We start from the raw sequence: 15,473 nt of genomic DNA, 5'->3' as shown, positions 1-15,473 counted from the left end.
ATAGGGAGTTTTCTATTTTCAACCTGTATATTGTATAGATCTGTAGTTAACATAATTCATGTTCCCGTCACGAAAATAAGTAACATCTTTCATAACGTTACTTATTTTTTATTTTTTCTTCATTTATCAATTTACAAAGGTAACCTACTATGTATTCCCTTGATGTTATCTCTTCCAAATCATTATTTTCTACAAGATTGTTTATTCCTTTATCAATAACTTTCCATAAAGAATTCTCTTCTAAATGTTTATATGGATGTGACATAGGATTATTTTACACCTCCTATTTTAATAGGAAGTTAATTTCCTTAGGTAGTGTTTCTCTACATATTAGATGCATATATTTGGTATTCTTTTGTTGACACATTCATAGCTCCTGGTAGAGGGCTTATACATAAAAAACAATCAATAGGTTATCTTAACGAATAATGTTCTCAAGAAGGGGATGCTTATGAGTCGGATGGTTTTATTGGTTGGGGTATCTTTATTTACTTTGTTCATAATGAGTGAAAAAACAGTTAATGCGTATTCATTTATGAGTCCGTTATTTTCTATCTCTCTACCTCAAGAGCACGTCATTCATTCTATTCCTATTCAAAAGAAGAAAATAGCTCTTACGTTTGATGATGGACCGACATCAGATGAAACGGTACAAATCTTAGATCTTTTGAAAGAATACGATGCAAAAGCGACTTTCTTCGTCGTAGGGTCTCGTGTAGAACGTTATGCACCTATTGTTGAAAGGGAAATACAAGAAGGTCATGAAGTTGGAAACCATACATTTCATCATTTGATTTGGACTCGCAATATTTCCGAGAAACAATTGATCGAGGAAATTGAATTAACTCAGGAAGCTATTTCTAATATAAGTGGGTATCAGCCTTCATTATTTAGGCCTGTTCAAGGATTTTATAACCAGAAGCTCGTGGACGTGGTAGAACACTCTAACTTGCAGGTTGTGTTGTGGTCTCAAAAGCATGATACGCGTGATTGGGATCGACCTGGGGTGAATTATATTGTTCAAAATGTATTAAATGACATAGAAAATGGAGACATCATTCTTTTGCACGACCATGTGAATGGAAAAAGCCAGACTATTTTAGCTCTCAAACGTATTTTGCCCGCCCTAAAAGAAAAAGGGTATGAATGTGTTACAATTTCGGAGCTATTAAAAACATTTGAAAGTACGCACTAATAATTATGCATTCCTTCAATTTTCTATGTGACTGGTCTGTTGTTTAAATAGACGTTTGTCAACAAAATGAAGATTATAAGAAAAAAGCTTACCTAAAAAAGGTGAGCTTTTTCTTGGTCATAAGAGTGTACTTTAACGAACATAATAAATAAATCATCTACAACTCAAGCCTTAATTATTTATCGGTCTACCTACCGTTTAAACTCAATAATATCTTTTTTATACTAAACAACGAAGCAACTGAGTCGAAGAGATTTATGTAAAAGATACTTTCAGTGGACTAACCATTCTTCTAATTTGTCTTCGCTTATCCTTCGCTAACAATAAAAAGGTCATGGCTGATACAGAGAAACTCTACAAGTACGTTTTTTTAATCGTATCTTAATTTTATTTAGCTATAGTATACCTGTATCTCACAAGGAAAGAGGAAGAGGACTATGAATGTATTTTATTTTTTAAACGAATATATAAAGCATCCACGAACTGTAGGAGCATTAATGTCAAGTTCTAGACAACTTGCAAAACACATGATAGCTCCTATTAATTTTGAACAAGCAAAATGTATTATTGAGTATGGACCAGGAACAGGGGTTTTTACGGAACAGCTCATTCAAAATAAACATAACGCAACAGTCTTACTAATCATTGAGAACAACAAACAATTTGTTCATACGCTTAAAAGCAAATATGGAGCCATGGAAAACATACACATTATTCATGGCTCTGCTGAGTATGCAGACAAATATCTTCAGCAATATAAGATTGCCAAAGTAGATTATGTTGTATCAGGATTACCCTTTACCAGCTTACCATTGGTGACTTCGGAAAAAATATTGCAGGTAACCAGGGAAGTGTTAGGTAGTGATGGGAAATTTATTTCGTTTCAATATACACGTCTCAAACAACAATTTTTTCAGTCTTTCTTTGTAAATATTGAGGTGGAAAAAGTACTTTGGAACATTCCACCAGCTTTTGTATTTACTTGTGGTGAATAAGATAATATTCCTGAAACAGAGCGAATTTCACTACAAATCTTTATGAAGCCATTTGTTATATTACTTTTTAAATTGATTAATGCTCCGACTTTCAATGTTGTAGAGTTACCACTTATTCTATATAAAAGACTATAACCAAAGCGCTAAACTTTGGTTATAGTCTCAATGATTTTTAAATATTGCACATCCCCTAGACCATACTGAGGAAATGACTGGAACAAATTTTCCAGCAACTCATTTTGTGATTGATCTTCATTTTCCCTTATATACGCTACGATTTCATTATCGCCCTTTATGTATTCCATGTATAATCCAATTCCTTGAAATATACTGGATATTACTTGTATTTCAGGGGATTGATGATCTATTAATACTTGTTGATAAACCTTTTTATAACTACCTAAAAATATTTCAATTGTTTCAATCTTATAAGTTATTTCATTAACCATATTAAAAAATATTTTCCCTTTATACGCCACTTGTTCTAAATATGCTAGTACTGTTAACATATTCATTTGACAAAACATATCATCCCCAAACCATAAGACGATACATTTATACTCCCTTTCAAACAGTAGTTCCAGAGGTGCCATAGTAAAATCCTCATATTCTTGTACAGTTATCTTATGTCCTAAAGCTCTTAAACTTTTAAATTCGTCACTGAATATTGCAACACTTGTCTTATGTGAGCACATAGCTTCGTTAAAAGAAATATAATCACCTTTTTCCATTAATTGATGTCTTTGAAATACCTCATACATTACCTGTCCATTTAGAATATTTAATATTTCGAAGCCAAATTGATGATTCATCTTATTATGAAAATCCTTAATCTTCAACTTGTGGAAAAGATTTATCATAACATTCCTCCTCCTGTCACGTACATTTCATTCTACATCATTCATACAAAAAAATAGATTTTACCGGTAGCAAACAGCATATTATAGTCGTGTAGATATCTTACTATTTTCAGCTTCATTCTGGGCCATGCTAAGCAGTCTAAATCCTTTAAGGCAAACTATTACTCCAGTTCCCCATAATATTAAAGCTGACCCAAAACCTAGAGATCCCCACCATGCCATAACTTGATGATCTCTTATTATTATTTTCACAGGGAAAGTTAGCATTACAATAGTTGCAAGTAAGCACAGAAGTGTGCCTGTAATATAATAAACTCGAACCTGAAAGAGGGATGCTAGAGGAAAAAAATGAGCACCGACAATAAGAGCCATAACAGGAACAAACAAATTTAAGTGATTAGTAGATACACAAATAATAGCAGCAACAGCAATAAAAATACCTTCTAAACTAAAAATAATACCAAACCATCTATTCTTTTTTCTCCAAAGATCCCTATCCTTTTTAATTACTTCATTAGGTAATTCACTGGAATTCTTTATTAATATCATTGCACCGATAAATAATATGACCCCGATCAATAAAGATAGGATCATAAGTACAGGAAATTCCCACCCTTGCATTCCTCTAATGCCAATTCCTGCCCAAAGAGTGCCGAAAAATGCCATGAAGATAACTCCAGAAGCTGTACCGCGCACAGCAGCTCTGGGAATAGTAGTTTGAGACATATATTATAACCTCCTTTTTCATTTCAATCTAAATGGTCCTATGTTTCTAATTTATAAATCAATTTTACAACTTATTCTATTGAAACTATCTATGAGGAATAAAAATTTATTTATTAAGCAAACTATACAAGACGCCGTGAGGCTTCAGTCCTTTGGTTAAATATTGTAGCAGAAAAAACTACCCTATCATACACCAGGGTAGTTTTTTCTGTTTTTGAGTTGCATATTGTATACATCCTTAGTTACCATAGTGGATTTTATAAGAACTAGCAAACGAAAAATAATATAATAAAGAACTTTTAAATGAGTCTTATTAAATTTTTATTTTATTTTCATTTTAATTTAAGTCAAAGGATATACAATTTGAACTATATTTAATACTTCCTAGGGAAGATTCTGATTTTAGTGCGCTGTTTATTAATCTAAAAGAATAAACATTTAGCACAACAAGGTAACCTATAAATTTTCATATTTCCTTAATCCGTTCGTAACTCGCCTAATTTCTATTTATGACTTTTTAATTAGAAGAAAAGCTAAATCATTGAAATCTTCTGTAATCAAATAAATATAAAGTTAGAAGACATTTAAAAAGATGTTTCGTTTACAATAAACGATATAAATGGAGAAAAAAATCATGAACTTAAAAATAATTGGAGCATTTATTTTAATAACAAGTTTATTGGGTGGTTGTGGGAACTTAAAAGAAAAAAAGGAAGTCATTTTATCTGAGCCTGTAAATGGTGCAATTGCAATGGATGTTTATCAGTCAGAGAAACAACTTCAAGAGCAAACCGGTAAGTGGAAAAATGATAATAAAAGAACATTTCAATTCGATAAAGGATTTGAATGTAAAGTTATGGAGGTGAATGACACAGAGGGCATGGTATTGTTAAAGGCTGTCAATGGATTAAGTAAGGGAAATGAATTATGGGTTTCTGTAAATGATTTGAAAGAAGCAACAAATAAAAAATAAAGACATAAACTTTTATTAAAAATATATGATTGTCATACATTTTTAATAAAAGTTTATTTGTATGTCATCAGATGTTTACGTTGAACTTCTATCCTATAAGAGAGAGTCGACTTATTATAAATATCTTTATTGCTTTTTATTGTATTTGTGCATACTAGAAAAGTAGTACGAAATCGGTAAACAGGAGGAGTTTGGATTGAGAAATAGATGTAGCAATCCATTGTTTCACAACGTTTTTCTGATCATAGTAAGTAGTTTGGGTGGTTTCCTTCTTTCTTTAACTGGTATGTCTATTGGATGGATGATTGGCAGTCTAATGATGGCTGGATTTCTTTCATTTTATGGATCCAAATGGAAAAAGGAATCCTCTTCAAACAAAGGGATTCATCCTTACTGGCGTCACGTTGGCCAAGGTATTTTAGGAATTCAATTAGGACAAAGTATAAGTCTATCTATTTTTGATACGTTTGAGGATCATTTTATCATCATTTTTATTATTCTTATTTTTTCTATTATTTTTGCCCTTTTGTCAGGGTTAGTTCTATGGCGTTATAGTAAAGCTGATATGATGACCAGTTTGTTTGGTACTACGCCTGGTGGAATCTCTGCGATGCCTACTATTGCAGAAGAGGTAGGAGCAAACACAATGATAGTAAGTATTGTGCAAACATTACGTATTTTTCTTGTAGTTGGGACTATCCCTCTTTTAGCTGGAGCCGTTCAGTCGAATCCAGTGCAGCATACATTTACACATTCGGGTACATCTTTGAATATGTGGACGTTTACGTGGACCATTTTATTAGTCATCGGTGCCTTGAGTGGTGCATATACCGGAAAAAGAACTAATTTACCTGCGCCCTGGCTTGTGGGAGGAATGTTGGGAACGGCTGTTATTCAAACAGTGGGTTCATCTGTCATAGGTAAAGATCTAGCTGCGTGGTGGCCACATGTGCTGATTATTCTAGCTCAAATACTAATTGGAACTAGTATTGGCTCACGTGTTCATAGGGAGATGTTTAATGGTTCTAAACAGGTTATAGCTGTAGGTCTTCTTACTTCTACTGGCCTGGTTACTGCAATGGCTTTATGTTCCTTTCTTATCTCTATATGGACACATATTCCATTAATAACTTGCATCTTAGCGTTTGCTCCCGGTGGTGTAGCAGAAATGGCTACCACGTCCTTTACTTTACACGCTGATTCAACGTTTGTAGTAGCCGTTCAATCTCTAAGATTGATGACTATTCTATTAATTCTGCCGCCCTTTTTTCGTTTACTAAATAATTCATCCTTTCAAAACTTTGTTTTGTACAGGAAGAGGTTGCGTAATTAATGACAAGTAAAAAATTGTATATAGAGGTTTCATATAGATAAAGATAATAACCATTTTAGACTACCAACTATGCCCGTTTCACTAATTTTTCATCATTAGATGATAAAATATCGTTATTAATGCAATTAAGCATTTTTTCATAGATATTCCCCTCTATAGGCTGATCTCAAAAGGTCAGCTTTTTTTATGTTTCATTTTTCTTTCCTTATGAGTACAATTCTAAAAATACATATGAACTTTCGGATATATCATTGTATAAAATAAAATAAACTACTGGTTATACAGCCAGTAGTTTGTTTACGGCGGGGAACCTAATAGTTGAGGTCTAACCTGCTTGTTCTTAAGTAGATTATTCTTATCTCGTTTATACAAAGGAGCAACAATCTCTATAAAATATGTAGCTTTTATTGTTTATAGTAGATAAAATCACTAATTACTTGGGTTAGCACTCCAAGAGGGAACACAGTTATAAATGCCTTCTGTGTATTCAAATGATTTAAATCATATAAAGGGAAGAACTCGAAAACCTGTATATCAATAAACGCAATAATGGCTGAAGCAATGAGGTAAGCAATCCCAAAAAAATTTCACTTGTAAAAGAACTGATACAATAATGTGATAATCACTGAGATAATAGCAAAATCAACCGCATTGAACCGGTAGTAAAGACAAGAAATTGATGAGGGTTGCTCCACATTCCAAGAATCCCCTAAATTCATCTACGATACCTACTAAGACAAAACTAATGAAAAATACCAAGAAAATAAAAAGCATTCTTTGTCTATCAATTAATAAATAGAAGTTGAAAAGAAAGAATGTACTTAAAGTGATAATTAATCACCACTGAAAACTAAAAAGATCGTGATGATGTCAATAGTGAAATTCTAAACCATTAATACATATGGGTAATGCTTCTTCTATATGATTAAGTATGAACATCACCTCCATAGAAATATGTGCATAATAGAAGATGTCCATGCAATGAGCGATATGATTATCGCTTTCTTTTGGATAAAAGGGTCATGAGGTAAGCGACTAATAGAAAAATAATACCGGCTACTATTACTTTGACCTCAGATACATCCAAGGCCCAAGGACCATATTCTTCTGGAATTAATCGATAAATAGACCACCATTGTCCACTTGTTCCTTCTAATAACGTGATAATAACCCACAAGAAAAATAAAACGATAAACCATAAAAGAAAGATAATATAGCTAACAAGTTTTTTGTCCATAGATAAATAAAACCTTTCGTAACTTTTAACTTCCACATTATAACATTTAAGGGTTATCTAAACTATATACAACTTATCCATAAGGAAAGAGAGGTATGAAGAGATCTTCCTTATTTCATATTTACTATAGTATTTTTAAATAAGTCTTAAAAATAGAAGAATTAAGTTAAAAACAGTTTATTTGAGAGCGTACGATATTATGTATGGATGAATATCCTTTTCTTATAGAATTAAGTCCCCACAACCAATTCAAAGAAGGAAGATCTTCCTATGAATCAGTTTACAACAGATCTTGTACTGAGCTTATAGTTACTTAAAAAACACTCACAAAGGGGAACCTACGTTTTTTTATAGATTATATATATACATAATCTATAAAAAAAGAAATGAGGAGTTTAAAGAGGAATAAAGTTGAATTAATTGAGGCGATAGCAACAAAATCAGAACTAACGAAACAAGATTCAAAAAAAGCTGTAGATGCGTTGTTTGAAACGATTTCTAATACACTTGCAACGGAAGGAAAAATTCAATTAGTTGGATTCGGTACATTTAAAGTTCGTGAACGTGCAGAACGTACAGGACGCAATCCTTAAACAGGAGAAGAAATGACAATTCCTGCTTCCAAGGTTCCTGCCTTTAAACCTGGAAAAGAATTAAAAGAAGCTGTTAAATAAATATTTTTAATTCTTTCCTTTATAAAAAAGTTTTACGAGAGAATGCGTAGAGCTTTTTTGCCAAACTGTTTAATTACTATCATTAAAAATAAATGATCAACCATTTGAAATTTTTAACATTTCATTCTATTACTCTATCTGAGCAATGGATTGGTTTATTTCACAATAATCACTGGGCAACCTACAGAATGTGCTACTGCATGACTTACACTTCCTAAGAAGGTTTCCTTTATAAACCCTTTTCCATTGCTTCCCATCACAATGACATCATATGGATTTTCTTCTACATAAGAGATAATTTCTTCAGAAGGATCTCCTTCTAATATTTGAGTTTCATAGGAAACATCTGCTGCAAGAAGAAGCTCATATGCTGTAGATAGAACTTTAGCATTATCTTCATCAATTAATTGATCTAAATTTACGTTGTAAACAGGTTCTGGTAAATGCATAGGCTCATCATTAACATGTAGAATCATTATTTTTTTAGTACCTGCAATTTTAGCTAATTCGGTTGCATGTTGAAGAGCATGAACAGCAGGCTTTGAACCATCAAATGCTACTAAAACTTTGTTATACATATCAATTATCTCCTCAAAATTAGCATTTTTTATTCATCAATTATAAGTACTTACTCTATTAAGTTCCCTTAATAAATAGTTTCCTAAACACGAAAAAGAGTATCCTTGACAAATGATTTGTGACTCATATAAAAAAAGATCTGTAGTGGCATGGGGCTACTCTCCTAGGATGAGACAAAAAAAACCTAAATTGAGAAATTATAATATTTAATTAAAAAATGATGTAAAAAACGTACGATAGAAAGAATAGAAAAAGAAACCCTAGTTTATAATCTAGGGTTTCTTTTTTACTAGAATGTTTTCCATTTACATATTAAGCAATACCACAAACGTCTTCTATCTATTATTTTGAAAAGATTTCTTTCGCATTATCCATTGCCATTTTATTTCCTAACGCTGAATAATCAAGCCAAGGCTGATCAGGAATTACATAAACATGCTTTCCTTTAACTGCTTTCAATCCCTTCCAAATAGCTGTTTTTTCTAATTGTTTGAAAGCTGTTTGGGATTGATCGTCTCTGTTGACAATAACAAAGATAGCATCAGCATCGAAATCTGGAAGTACTTCTTGAGAGATAACTTGATAAGGTTGGTTTTTATCAATTTTTTCAACGCCATTAGCAGGTTTTAATCCTAAATCTTGAAATAAAATTGGTCCCATTGGTCGTTTTGTACCAAAAACACGTAATTCTTTTGCTGTAACACGTATAGCCATTACTTTACTGTCTTTACCAAGTTTTTTCTGTATTAATCCTTTTACTTCTTTTGTTTCCTTTTCATAATCAGAAATAAATTGACCTGCTTCTTTTTCACGATCAACTAATTTCCCTACAGACTTTAAATGATCTCTCCATGTTCCATCATTAAGGTTAAATACATGTGTTGGTGCAATTTTTTTAAATTTATCTACGTTTTTCCCTGAGTATTCTTCATCAAGATAGATTTCTGATGGTTCTAAAGCGAGCAATGCCTCCATATCAGGGTCTGTTACTGATCCAAGCTTTTTTGTACCCTTTAATTTGTCTTTTACATGTGGAAGGAAATCTTTTAACTCTCCTCCAACCACTGAACCTACTGGAGTAACACCTAAAGCAAGTAAGTCATTTGTTAAGTGAATAGATAATGAAGCAATTTTTGGATCTTCACTACCGGATTTACCTTTGCTTGTTGTTTTGTTTTCTGTTGAATTATTTTGTCCACAAGCTGATAATACGATAATTAACATAATACTAAATAAAATTGCAAATTTCTTTTTCATAATGTTCTCCTTATTCATATGTCTATTTTGTTTTTGTAAGTAAATAAAGGAAATAAGGTGCTCCAATTGCTGCTACCACTATACCTGCTGGAATAGCATTAGGAGCAAAGATAGATCGTCCAATAGTATCAGCAAGTACTAAAATCACCATCCCAATCAGTCCTGATACTGGAAGGAAATGTTGATACATTGACCCAACAAGGCGACGAGCGAGATGAGGCGCGACTAAGCCAATAAAACCAATCCCTCCTGCCATTGCCACACTAGCACAGGAAATCCCTACAGCCGTTGCTAGCATCAACAAACGATTTCTTTCAACAGAGGCACCAAGCCCTGCAGCTACATCATCCCCTAGAGATAATGCATTCAATGTTTTAGATTGAAACCATGTATAAGGGACTAGAATTAGAATCCAAGGAAGAAGTGCTATGACGTGAATCCAATCTCTTCCCCAAACATTTCCTACTAACCATCTAGAAGCAAATGTGTAGGTTTCTTCATTTAAACGAAGAGATAAAAAAAGTGTAACCGCACTAAAACCTGCTGAAACAGCAATGCCCACTAAAATTAAACGAATTGGTATGATGCCTTTATAACGCTCATAAGACAATCCAACAATTAAAAATGCTGCTAATACTCCCCCACCAAACGTAAATAAAGGTATTAAGATTGATGCTTTTTCATCCATAGAATGAAAATATGTAACAAAGATAACAAGACCAAAAGAAGCTCCTGCATGCAGCCCTAAAATTCCTGGGTCTGCTAACGGATTACGAGATATACCTTGCAAAATTGCACCTGATATTCCCAAGCCAATCCCTGCAAGCATCGTAATCAATATTCGTGGCATACGGTAGTCAAATAAAATCGTTGTACTTTTAAAATCACCATATCCAAAAAAAGTTTGAATCACTTTTATTGGCGAAATACGTAATGTTCCTGTATTTAGACTTATTAATACTGAAGCCAAGCTAATAAAAATAAATAGCATAGTAACGATATAAGCTCTCTTGGCGTCTGAATTCATTCTATGTTTCACTTATAAGTCCCTCCCTACTTTACGTGCAATATAAAGGAAAAAAGGAACACCCACAAGTGCCACCATGATACCTATAGCTAATTCCCGAGGTGGATCAACTGTTCGAGCTGCTAAGTCAGCTAAAATTAATAATATGGATCCTAATAAGGCTGACATGGGAATGATAAGTTGATAATTTCCTCCAACTAGCTTTCTGGCAATGTGAGGAATAACAAGCCCAACAAACCCTATCGAACCAACAGCTGAAACAGAAACTCCTGCCAAGATAACAGCTAACGTGATCCCAATTACTCTAATTCGATTGATCTTAACTCCAAGGTTAGCTGCAATATCCTCTCCCATTGTAATAAGAGATATAGATCGTCCTAGAAAAAGGCTTGAAATAATTGCAAGTAAAATAACAGGGACTAATATACGTAAATAAGTCCACTTTATACCAGCTACTCCTCCTGCATACCAAAAGGCCAAGTCCTGACTCAAATCGTAATAGATTGCCACACCTGAGGTAAGTGAATGTAAAAGGGCTGCAATTACTGCACCTGATATAGTAAGCCTAATTGGGGTCAATCCCCCAGGAGAAGCTGAGCCAATAGCATAAATGAACAAGGTACTTAATACAGCTCCAATGAACGAAAAGAGCATTAGGAGAGAATAAGGAAGACCAGGAAAAAATGCAAAGCAAAGGGCAACGACAAACATTGCCCCCCCGTTAATACCTAAAATACCAGCATCAGCTAAAGGATTACGGGTTATTCCTTGCATTAATGCCCCCGCCACAGCAAAAGCTGCTCCTACGATTGCTGCCCCAATCATACGTGGAAGGCGTAATTCATGAATTATTTGTTGGGGTGTTAGTGCGGAATTATAATGAAATATAGCTGACCAGACGGTATGGAATTTGACCTCTTTTGCTCCAAATGTAACAGATAAAAACATGCACGCTAATAACCCTAAAAAAACCATGATAAATAAAATACATACTAGTGAAGTGTTCTGACGATTTTTAAGATTTTTTGAAGAAAACTTATCTAACATTGACTCATCCTTTATTTTCCATAGAACTTACCATGAGAAGCATATTTGTTATAAGTACTACAGTATTGAGATTTTATATTGTATCAGTATTTTATTATCTATAGTTATTGATAATCATTTTCATTACATGGATATTATATCGATGAAATTGTTAATTATCAATGAAATCTTTCTAATTAATCTTATTACACCACCTTGAGTTAACCTTTACAGATTCTACAAACTTTACCTTCTACTGTATCATCTTCCCCTAGTAGTGTTCCGAGTTGTTCACTGAATCTCTGTTTCCACATGCAACTTTCGAATTTGTTGCCAGGAACGTAGTTTTTGGGAGGGTAGTTTGTGTATCTAAACTGGTGGCATAAGCAACACTATGAAAAAAAGATTACACACAATAGGGTTACAATTAAAAGCTCCATTTATTAAAAGCCCCTTAAAATACAATTGTAAAAATATCTGATGAACTAAATAAGAAAAAACTAGTGAAGATTTAAATACTCAGGGATGAAGTATAAAACCACAAAAGATGGCTATTTAAGACTTATTTATATAACAAGAATATATCAGGTTCATTTAAACAAATTAGATTGTCAATACTGTCCCATCATTAACACCTTTTATCCTAATGGATTTAGGTGGATGGTAATTTTAAAATCAATAGATGATATATTTTTTATTAAATTCTCATTTTATTCTCATCTTAATTTAATTACCGTTTATTATGATAGATACAACGTATGAAAACAAAAAAGGAGAAATAAGGCTGAATACTGGAAAAATAGAAGATATTTCATAAATAGCGTACTATTCAGAAATAAAAAATAATGATTTAAATGCACCTCGATTAGAAACCACTTTAAATTCTAATTCTGTAATAAAACAGATGCTCAATAAATTACTAGAAACGACAAATTTCTTTTGGATTATTAAAATTATGAAAACTACTGTTGGGGAGATGGCTACAGATTTTTCGGATGCAAACTTACACCTAGAATTAATTGGGTGGTCTTGGCTTAGGGATAATGGGAACAAGTTCCATACTTCTGTTAATCACCTTAACTTTAGTTATTTATTTAACTAAGACAAAAAGAAATCAAATATCTCTTACACATGAAAAGTAAGATTGAAAGCCTTTAGAAGTAGCCAAGGATAACACTCTTTTATCTTCTAAGGAGTATTATACATGACTTTTCTTCACTCAGAGATTTAAGAAATTTTTAAAAAATACATAGTAACATTATAAACAGAATGATTAATGGTAAGAAGGTGTTAGTTTGATCAGTTTTCAAAAGAAGAAAAAAACCAAATATATCTGGATAGGAGGTATTTCCACTGTAGGATTATTCATTTTCGTTGGGATTTTATACAAAGGTAACTTGCCTTTCCTTGACAAGATTTCTTTACGTGAACCTCAACAAGTGAGCGAGTTACTTTCTACTTACAAAGAAAACTCTATATTAAAGAAGAAGTTTGCCTCTGAGAATAAGGATGAAGCGACTGTTTACAGCCTTGAATATGAAAATAAAGTACTGAAGAGACTTCTAAAAGTGCAAGATGATATGAAGGCCTATAACGCTCTATCAGCTACGGTTATTGACCGTACAATAAACAATTGGAATAGTGAAATAGTTATTGATAAGGGGTCTAAGCAGGGTGTGAAAGTCAATATGAATGTACTCGATGCAAATGGGATTATTGGAAAAATATCCAAAGTCTTTCCATCAACTTCTACGATAGAACTAATTAGCTCAAATCTTAGAACAAATCGTATCGCTGTAATTCTAAAAGATAAGAAAGACGTGAACGGAACATTAGAAAACTATGATGAAAAGAAGGGTAATTTAATTGTTAGAAAAATCTCTAGTGATGCTGAGGTTAATGTAGGGGATAAAGTTCAAACTTCTCCGATCAGTTCCATATTTCAAGGAGGATTAGCTTTAGGAAAAGTGATTAAGGTACAACCCGATGATTATGGGCTAACACAATCGGCCGTTGTAAAACCTATATCCAACTTTAATGACATTAGTGAAGTAATGGTAATTAAAGCAAAAGGATAATAAATAAAAAGTAAGAAACTATATTAATGTTTCCTAAAATTTGCATTCAAAGGATTGTATTATATGAATTTTAAAATACAATTTTTAGTGGCCTTTATTTCAAGTCTATATTTAATCATTTTTGTAGACATGATTTTGTTTCTAATTAGTGGAGAAACATATATTCATATTAATAGCATCATATTATTGTATGTTCAACATCTGAGGTTTCCTATATCTAAAAGAATAATGAAGGTTTTTATGTTTCTAGGGTCCACCCCTTTTATTATAACGCTTTCTTTTGGAAGCTTATGTCTCTTCTATAAAATATTCAAATATAGGATTGAACTTATTTTGTTTTTGGGAATTATTAGTGGATCTTTCATACTTAATAAGATACAAAAAATGTTTTACTCTATTGGTCGTCCAGATTTACATCACTTAATTAAAGTCAGTGGTTATATCCTTCAACACAAAGGAGAACATACAGTAAGCCTAATCATTGTATATGGAATACTCTCATTTCTGTTATGTGGCCTTATTTCTAGACTATGGGGGCGTTTTCTCTTAGTGTGTATCACTTCTGTCATCGTCTTGGCCATTGGGATAAGTCGAATTTATTTTAGGTTAAATTATCCCACTGATATTATAGGTTCCTATTTTACGATGGGGTGTTGGCTTGTAGTAGCTACCTACTTCTACTGGCGGTGGAAGGAGCGATATGTAAGTAAAGCAGAACGTTATAAATGCGGAGATTGAAAAGAGGGATAATATGAAAGAACGTATTTTAATTGTGGAAGATGAAGTAGAGATAGGAAATATATTAAAAATGGAGCTTGAACATGAGGGTTATCAAGTTGGAATTGAAAATAATGGAAGGTGTGGTATCGAAACGGCTTTATCGAATACGTTTGATTTAATCTTACTTGATATTATGTTACCGGAAATGAGTGGTATCCAGGTTTTACGAAAATTAAGAAAGAGACAAATTTATGTACCTATTATTCTTTTAACTGCTCGTAATTCAACACTAGACAAGGTAATGGGGCTAGATCATGGAGCAAACGATTATATAACTAAGCCCTTTAAAACGGAAGAATTGTTAGCAAGAATACGTTCTTTACTACGTCATAAACATTTTTCTACTAGAGATAGAGCAAAAAAGGACTCGCTATTATTAATTAAAGATATGGTTATTAATACTGATTCAAGAGAAGTAACTAGAGATGAAAAAAAAATCCACTTAACGCCTAAGGAGTATGATTTATTGGTTTATTTAGTTCTCCATAAGAATAAAACGGTTACGCGTGAAGGTATTTTACTAAATATATGGGGGTACGAATACGATGGAGATACAAATGTACTTGATGTTTATATAAGCTACTTAAGAAAAAAGGTTGAAGAAGGTTTCAGTTCACCATTTATTCAGACTATCAGAGGAATAGGATATACGATTAAAGAAAATTAAAGGAATAAACCTAGATTATATTCCTGAAGATTACTTTTCTATAAAAATATATCCACTTAAGTAAAA

16 protein-coding genes and 1 pseudogene are annotated in these 15,473 nt (G+C 32.7%); 9 read left to right on the top strand and 8 right to left on the bottom strand.

Going from position 1 to position 15,473, the window contains the following annotated elements:
* Positions 1–97: 97 nt before the first annotated feature.
* On the bottom strand, positions 98–265 hold the full coding sequence (locus JNUCC25_RS27345) for a hypothetical protein (RefSeq protein WP_289921088.1): 168 nt from the start codon (positions 263–265) through the stop codon (positions 98–100).
* A gap of 186 nt (positions 266–451) precedes the next feature.
* Here JNUCC25_RS27345 and JNUCC25_RS27340 point away from each other — a divergent pair, with 186 nt between their 5' ends.
* Positions 452–1,195 (top strand): polysaccharide deacetylase family protein, encoded by a 744-nt coding sequence (locus JNUCC25_RS27340; protein WP_289921089.1) that lies wholly within the window; start codon positions 452–454, stop codon positions 1,193–1,195.
* Positions 1,196–1,632: 437 nt separating this feature from the next.
* The gene (locus tag JNUCC25_RS27335) at positions 1,633–2,190 is read left to right on the top strand and encodes a class I SAM-dependent methyltransferase (protein WP_116327446.1); all 558 of its coding nucleotides are present in this window, start codon (positions 1,633–1,635) and stop codon (positions 2,188–2,190) included.
* Between the two features lie 143 nt (positions 2,191–2,333).
* On the opposite strand, the gene JNUCC25_RS27330 is transcribed toward JNUCC25_RS27335, so the two are convergent.
* A complete protein-coding gene (locus JNUCC25_RS27330) occupies positions 2,334–3,050 on the bottom strand; it encodes an AraC family transcriptional regulator (protein ID WP_454223318.1) in 717 nt (238 codons plus the stop codon).
* An 81-nt stretch (positions 3,051–3,131) separates the two neighbouring features.
* Positions 3,132–3,776, bottom strand: coding sequence for a DUF7010 family protein (locus JNUCC25_RS27325; RefSeq protein WP_454223317.1), 645 nt, complete (start codon positions 3,774–3,776; stop codon positions 3,132–3,134).
* Between the two features lie 634 nt (positions 3,777–4,410).
* On the opposite strand from JNUCC25_RS27325, the gene JNUCC25_RS27320 reads away from it, so the two are divergent.
* Together JNUCC25_RS27320 and JNUCC25_RS27315 are read left to right on the top strand one after the other, a co-directional pair.
* Complete coding sequence (locus JNUCC25_RS27320; RefSeq protein WP_116327443.1) at positions 4,411–4,749, top strand: hypothetical protein; 339 nt, start codon at positions 4,411–4,413, stop codon at positions 4,747–4,749.
* 196 nt (positions 4,750–4,945) lie between these two features.
* Positions 4,946–6,082, top strand: coding sequence for an AbrB family transcriptional regulator (locus tag JNUCC25_RS27315; protein ID WP_454223316.1), 1,137 nt, complete (start codon positions 4,946–4,948; stop codon positions 6,080–6,082).
* 994 nt (positions 6,083–7,076) lie between these two features.
* Here JNUCC25_RS27315 and JNUCC25_RS27310 read toward each other — a convergent pair.
* Positions 7,077–7,319 carry a hypothetical protein gene (locus tag JNUCC25_RS27310; RefSeq protein ID WP_116327441.1) on the bottom strand — a complete coding sequence of 81 codons (243 nt, stop codon included), beginning with the start codon at positions 7,317–7,319 and terminating at the stop codon, positions 7,077–7,079.
* 386 nt (positions 7,320–7,705) lie between these two features.
* Between JNUCC25_RS27310 and JNUCC25_RS27305 the strand changes: the two are divergent.
* Positions 7,706–7,993: pseudogene (locus JNUCC25_RS27305) on the top strand (HU family DNA-binding protein).
* A gap of 155 nt (positions 7,994–8,148) precedes the next feature.
* Here JNUCC25_RS27305 and JNUCC25_RS27300 read toward each other — a convergent pair.
* The 4 genes from JNUCC25_RS27300 to JNUCC25_RS27285 all read right to left on the bottom strand — a co-directional run bounded on the left by JNUCC25_RS27300 (position 8,149) and on the right by JNUCC25_RS27285 (position 11,903).
* Entirely contained in the window at positions 8,149–8,571 is a 423-nt protein-coding gene (locus JNUCC25_RS27300) for a universal stress protein (RefSeq protein WP_454223315.1), read from the bottom strand.
* A gap of 343 nt (positions 8,572–8,914) precedes the next feature.
* Entirely contained in the window at positions 8,915–9,829 is a 915-nt protein-coding gene (locus JNUCC25_RS27295) for an iron-hydroxamate ABC transporter substrate-binding protein (RefSeq protein ID WP_116327439.1), read from the bottom strand.
* Between the two features lie 22 nt (positions 9,830–9,851).
* A complete protein-coding gene (locus JNUCC25_RS27290; RefSeq protein ID WP_435369169.1) occupies positions 9,852–10,856 on the bottom strand; it encodes an iron chelate uptake ABC transporter family permease subunit in 1,005 nt (334 codons plus the stop codon).
* A 12-nt stretch (positions 10,857–10,868) separates the two neighbouring features.
* Entirely contained in the window at positions 10,869–11,903 is a 1,035-nt protein-coding gene (locus JNUCC25_RS27285) for a FecCD family ABC transporter permease (RefSeq protein ID WP_454223314.1), read from the bottom strand.
* An 883-nt stretch (positions 11,904–12,786) separates the two neighbouring features.
* Between JNUCC25_RS27285 and JNUCC25_RS27280 the strand changes: the two genes are divergently transcribed.
* The 4 genes from JNUCC25_RS27280 (at position 12,787) to JNUCC25_RS27265 (ending at position 15,407) form a co-directional block, all read left to right on the top strand.
* Entirely contained in the window at positions 12,787–12,984 is a 198-nt protein-coding gene (locus tag JNUCC25_RS27280) for a hypothetical protein (protein ID WP_454223313.1), read from the top strand.
* 193 nt (positions 12,985–13,177) lie between these two features.
* Positions 13,178–13,960, top strand: a complete 783-nt coding sequence (gene mreC, locus JNUCC25_RS27275) for a rod shape-determining protein MreC (RefSeq protein WP_116327435.1) — start codon at positions 13,178–13,180, stop codon at positions 13,958–13,960.
* Between the two features lie 63 nt (positions 13,961–14,023).
* Positions 14,024–14,698, top strand: coding sequence for a phosphatase PAP2 family protein (locus JNUCC25_RS27270; protein ID WP_454223312.1), 675 nt, complete (start codon positions 14,024–14,026; stop codon positions 14,696–14,698).
* A 13-nt stretch (positions 14,699–14,711) separates the two neighbouring features.
* Positions 14,712–15,407: a response regulator transcription factor gene (locus JNUCC25_RS27265; RefSeq protein WP_454223311.1), complete on the top strand. Its 696-nt coding sequence runs from the start codon at positions 14,712–14,714 to the stop codon at positions 15,405–15,407.
* Positions 15,408–15,473: the final 66 nt, after the last annotated feature.

The sequence above is a fragment of the Priestia sp. JNUCC 25 genome, from assembly GCF_053667915.1.
The sequence above is the reverse complement of the archived record's forward strand: the minus strand, read 5'-3'. Positions and strand labels throughout refer to the sequence as shown.

What these genes read in the sequence shown, in the direction of transcription:
- JNUCC25_RS27270 (WP_454223312.1), top strand. Translation starts at nt 14,024, where the DNA reads ATGAATTTTAAAATACAATTTTTAGTGGCCTTTATTTCAAGTCTATAT.
- JNUCC25_RS27295 (WP_116327439.1), bottom strand. Translation starts at nt 9,829, where the DNA reads ATGAAAAAGAAATTTGCAATTTTATTTAGTATTATGTTAATTATCGTA.
- JNUCC25_RS27335 (WP_116327446.1), top strand. Translation starts at nt 1,633, where the DNA reads ATGAATGTATTTTATTTTTTAAACGAATATATAAAGCATCCACGAACT.
- JNUCC25_RS27290 (WP_435369169.1), bottom strand. Translation starts at nt 10,856, where the DNA reads ATGAATTCAGACGCCAAGAGAGCTTATATCGTTACTATGCTATTTATT.
- JNUCC25_RS27265 (WP_454223311.1), top strand. Translation starts at nt 14,712, where the DNA reads ATGAAAGAACGTATTTTAATTGTGGAAGATGAAGTAGAGATAGGAAAT.
- JNUCC25_RS27330 (WP_454223318.1), bottom strand. Translation starts at nt 3,050, where the DNA reads ATGATAAATCTTTTCCACAAGTTGAAGATTAAGGATTTTCATAATAAG.
- JNUCC25_RS27340 (WP_289921089.1), top strand. Translation starts at nt 452, where the DNA reads ATGAGTCGGATGGTTTTATTGGTTGGGGTATCTTTATTTACTTTGTTC.
- JNUCC25_RS27280 (WP_454223313.1), top strand. Translation starts at nt 12,787, where the DNA reads ATGCTCAATAAATTACTAGAAACGACAAATTTCTTTTGGATTATTAAA.
- JNUCC25_RS27345 (WP_289921088.1), bottom strand. Translation starts at nt 265, where the DNA reads ATGTCACATCCATATAAACATTTAGAAGAGAATTCTTTATGGAAAGTT.
- JNUCC25_RS27300 (WP_454223315.1), bottom strand. Translation starts at nt 8,571, where the DNA reads ATGTATAACAAAGTTTTAGTAGCATTTGATGGTTCAAAGCCTGCTGTT.
- JNUCC25_RS27320 (WP_116327443.1), top strand. Translation starts at nt 4,411, where the DNA reads ATGAACTTAAAAATAATTGGAGCATTTATTTTAATAACAAGTTTATTG.
- JNUCC25_RS27310 (WP_116327441.1), bottom strand. Translation starts at nt 7,319, where the DNA reads ATGGACAAAAAACTTGTTAGCTATATTATCTTTCTTTTATGGTTTATC.
- JNUCC25_RS27285 (WP_454223314.1), bottom strand. Translation starts at nt 11,903, where the DNA reads ATGTTAGATAAGTTTTCTTCAAAAAATCTTAAAAATCGTCAGAACACT.
- JNUCC25_RS27325 (WP_454223317.1), bottom strand. Translation starts at nt 3,776, where the DNA reads ATGTCTCAAACTACTATTCCCAGAGCTGCTGTGCGCGGTACAGCTTCT.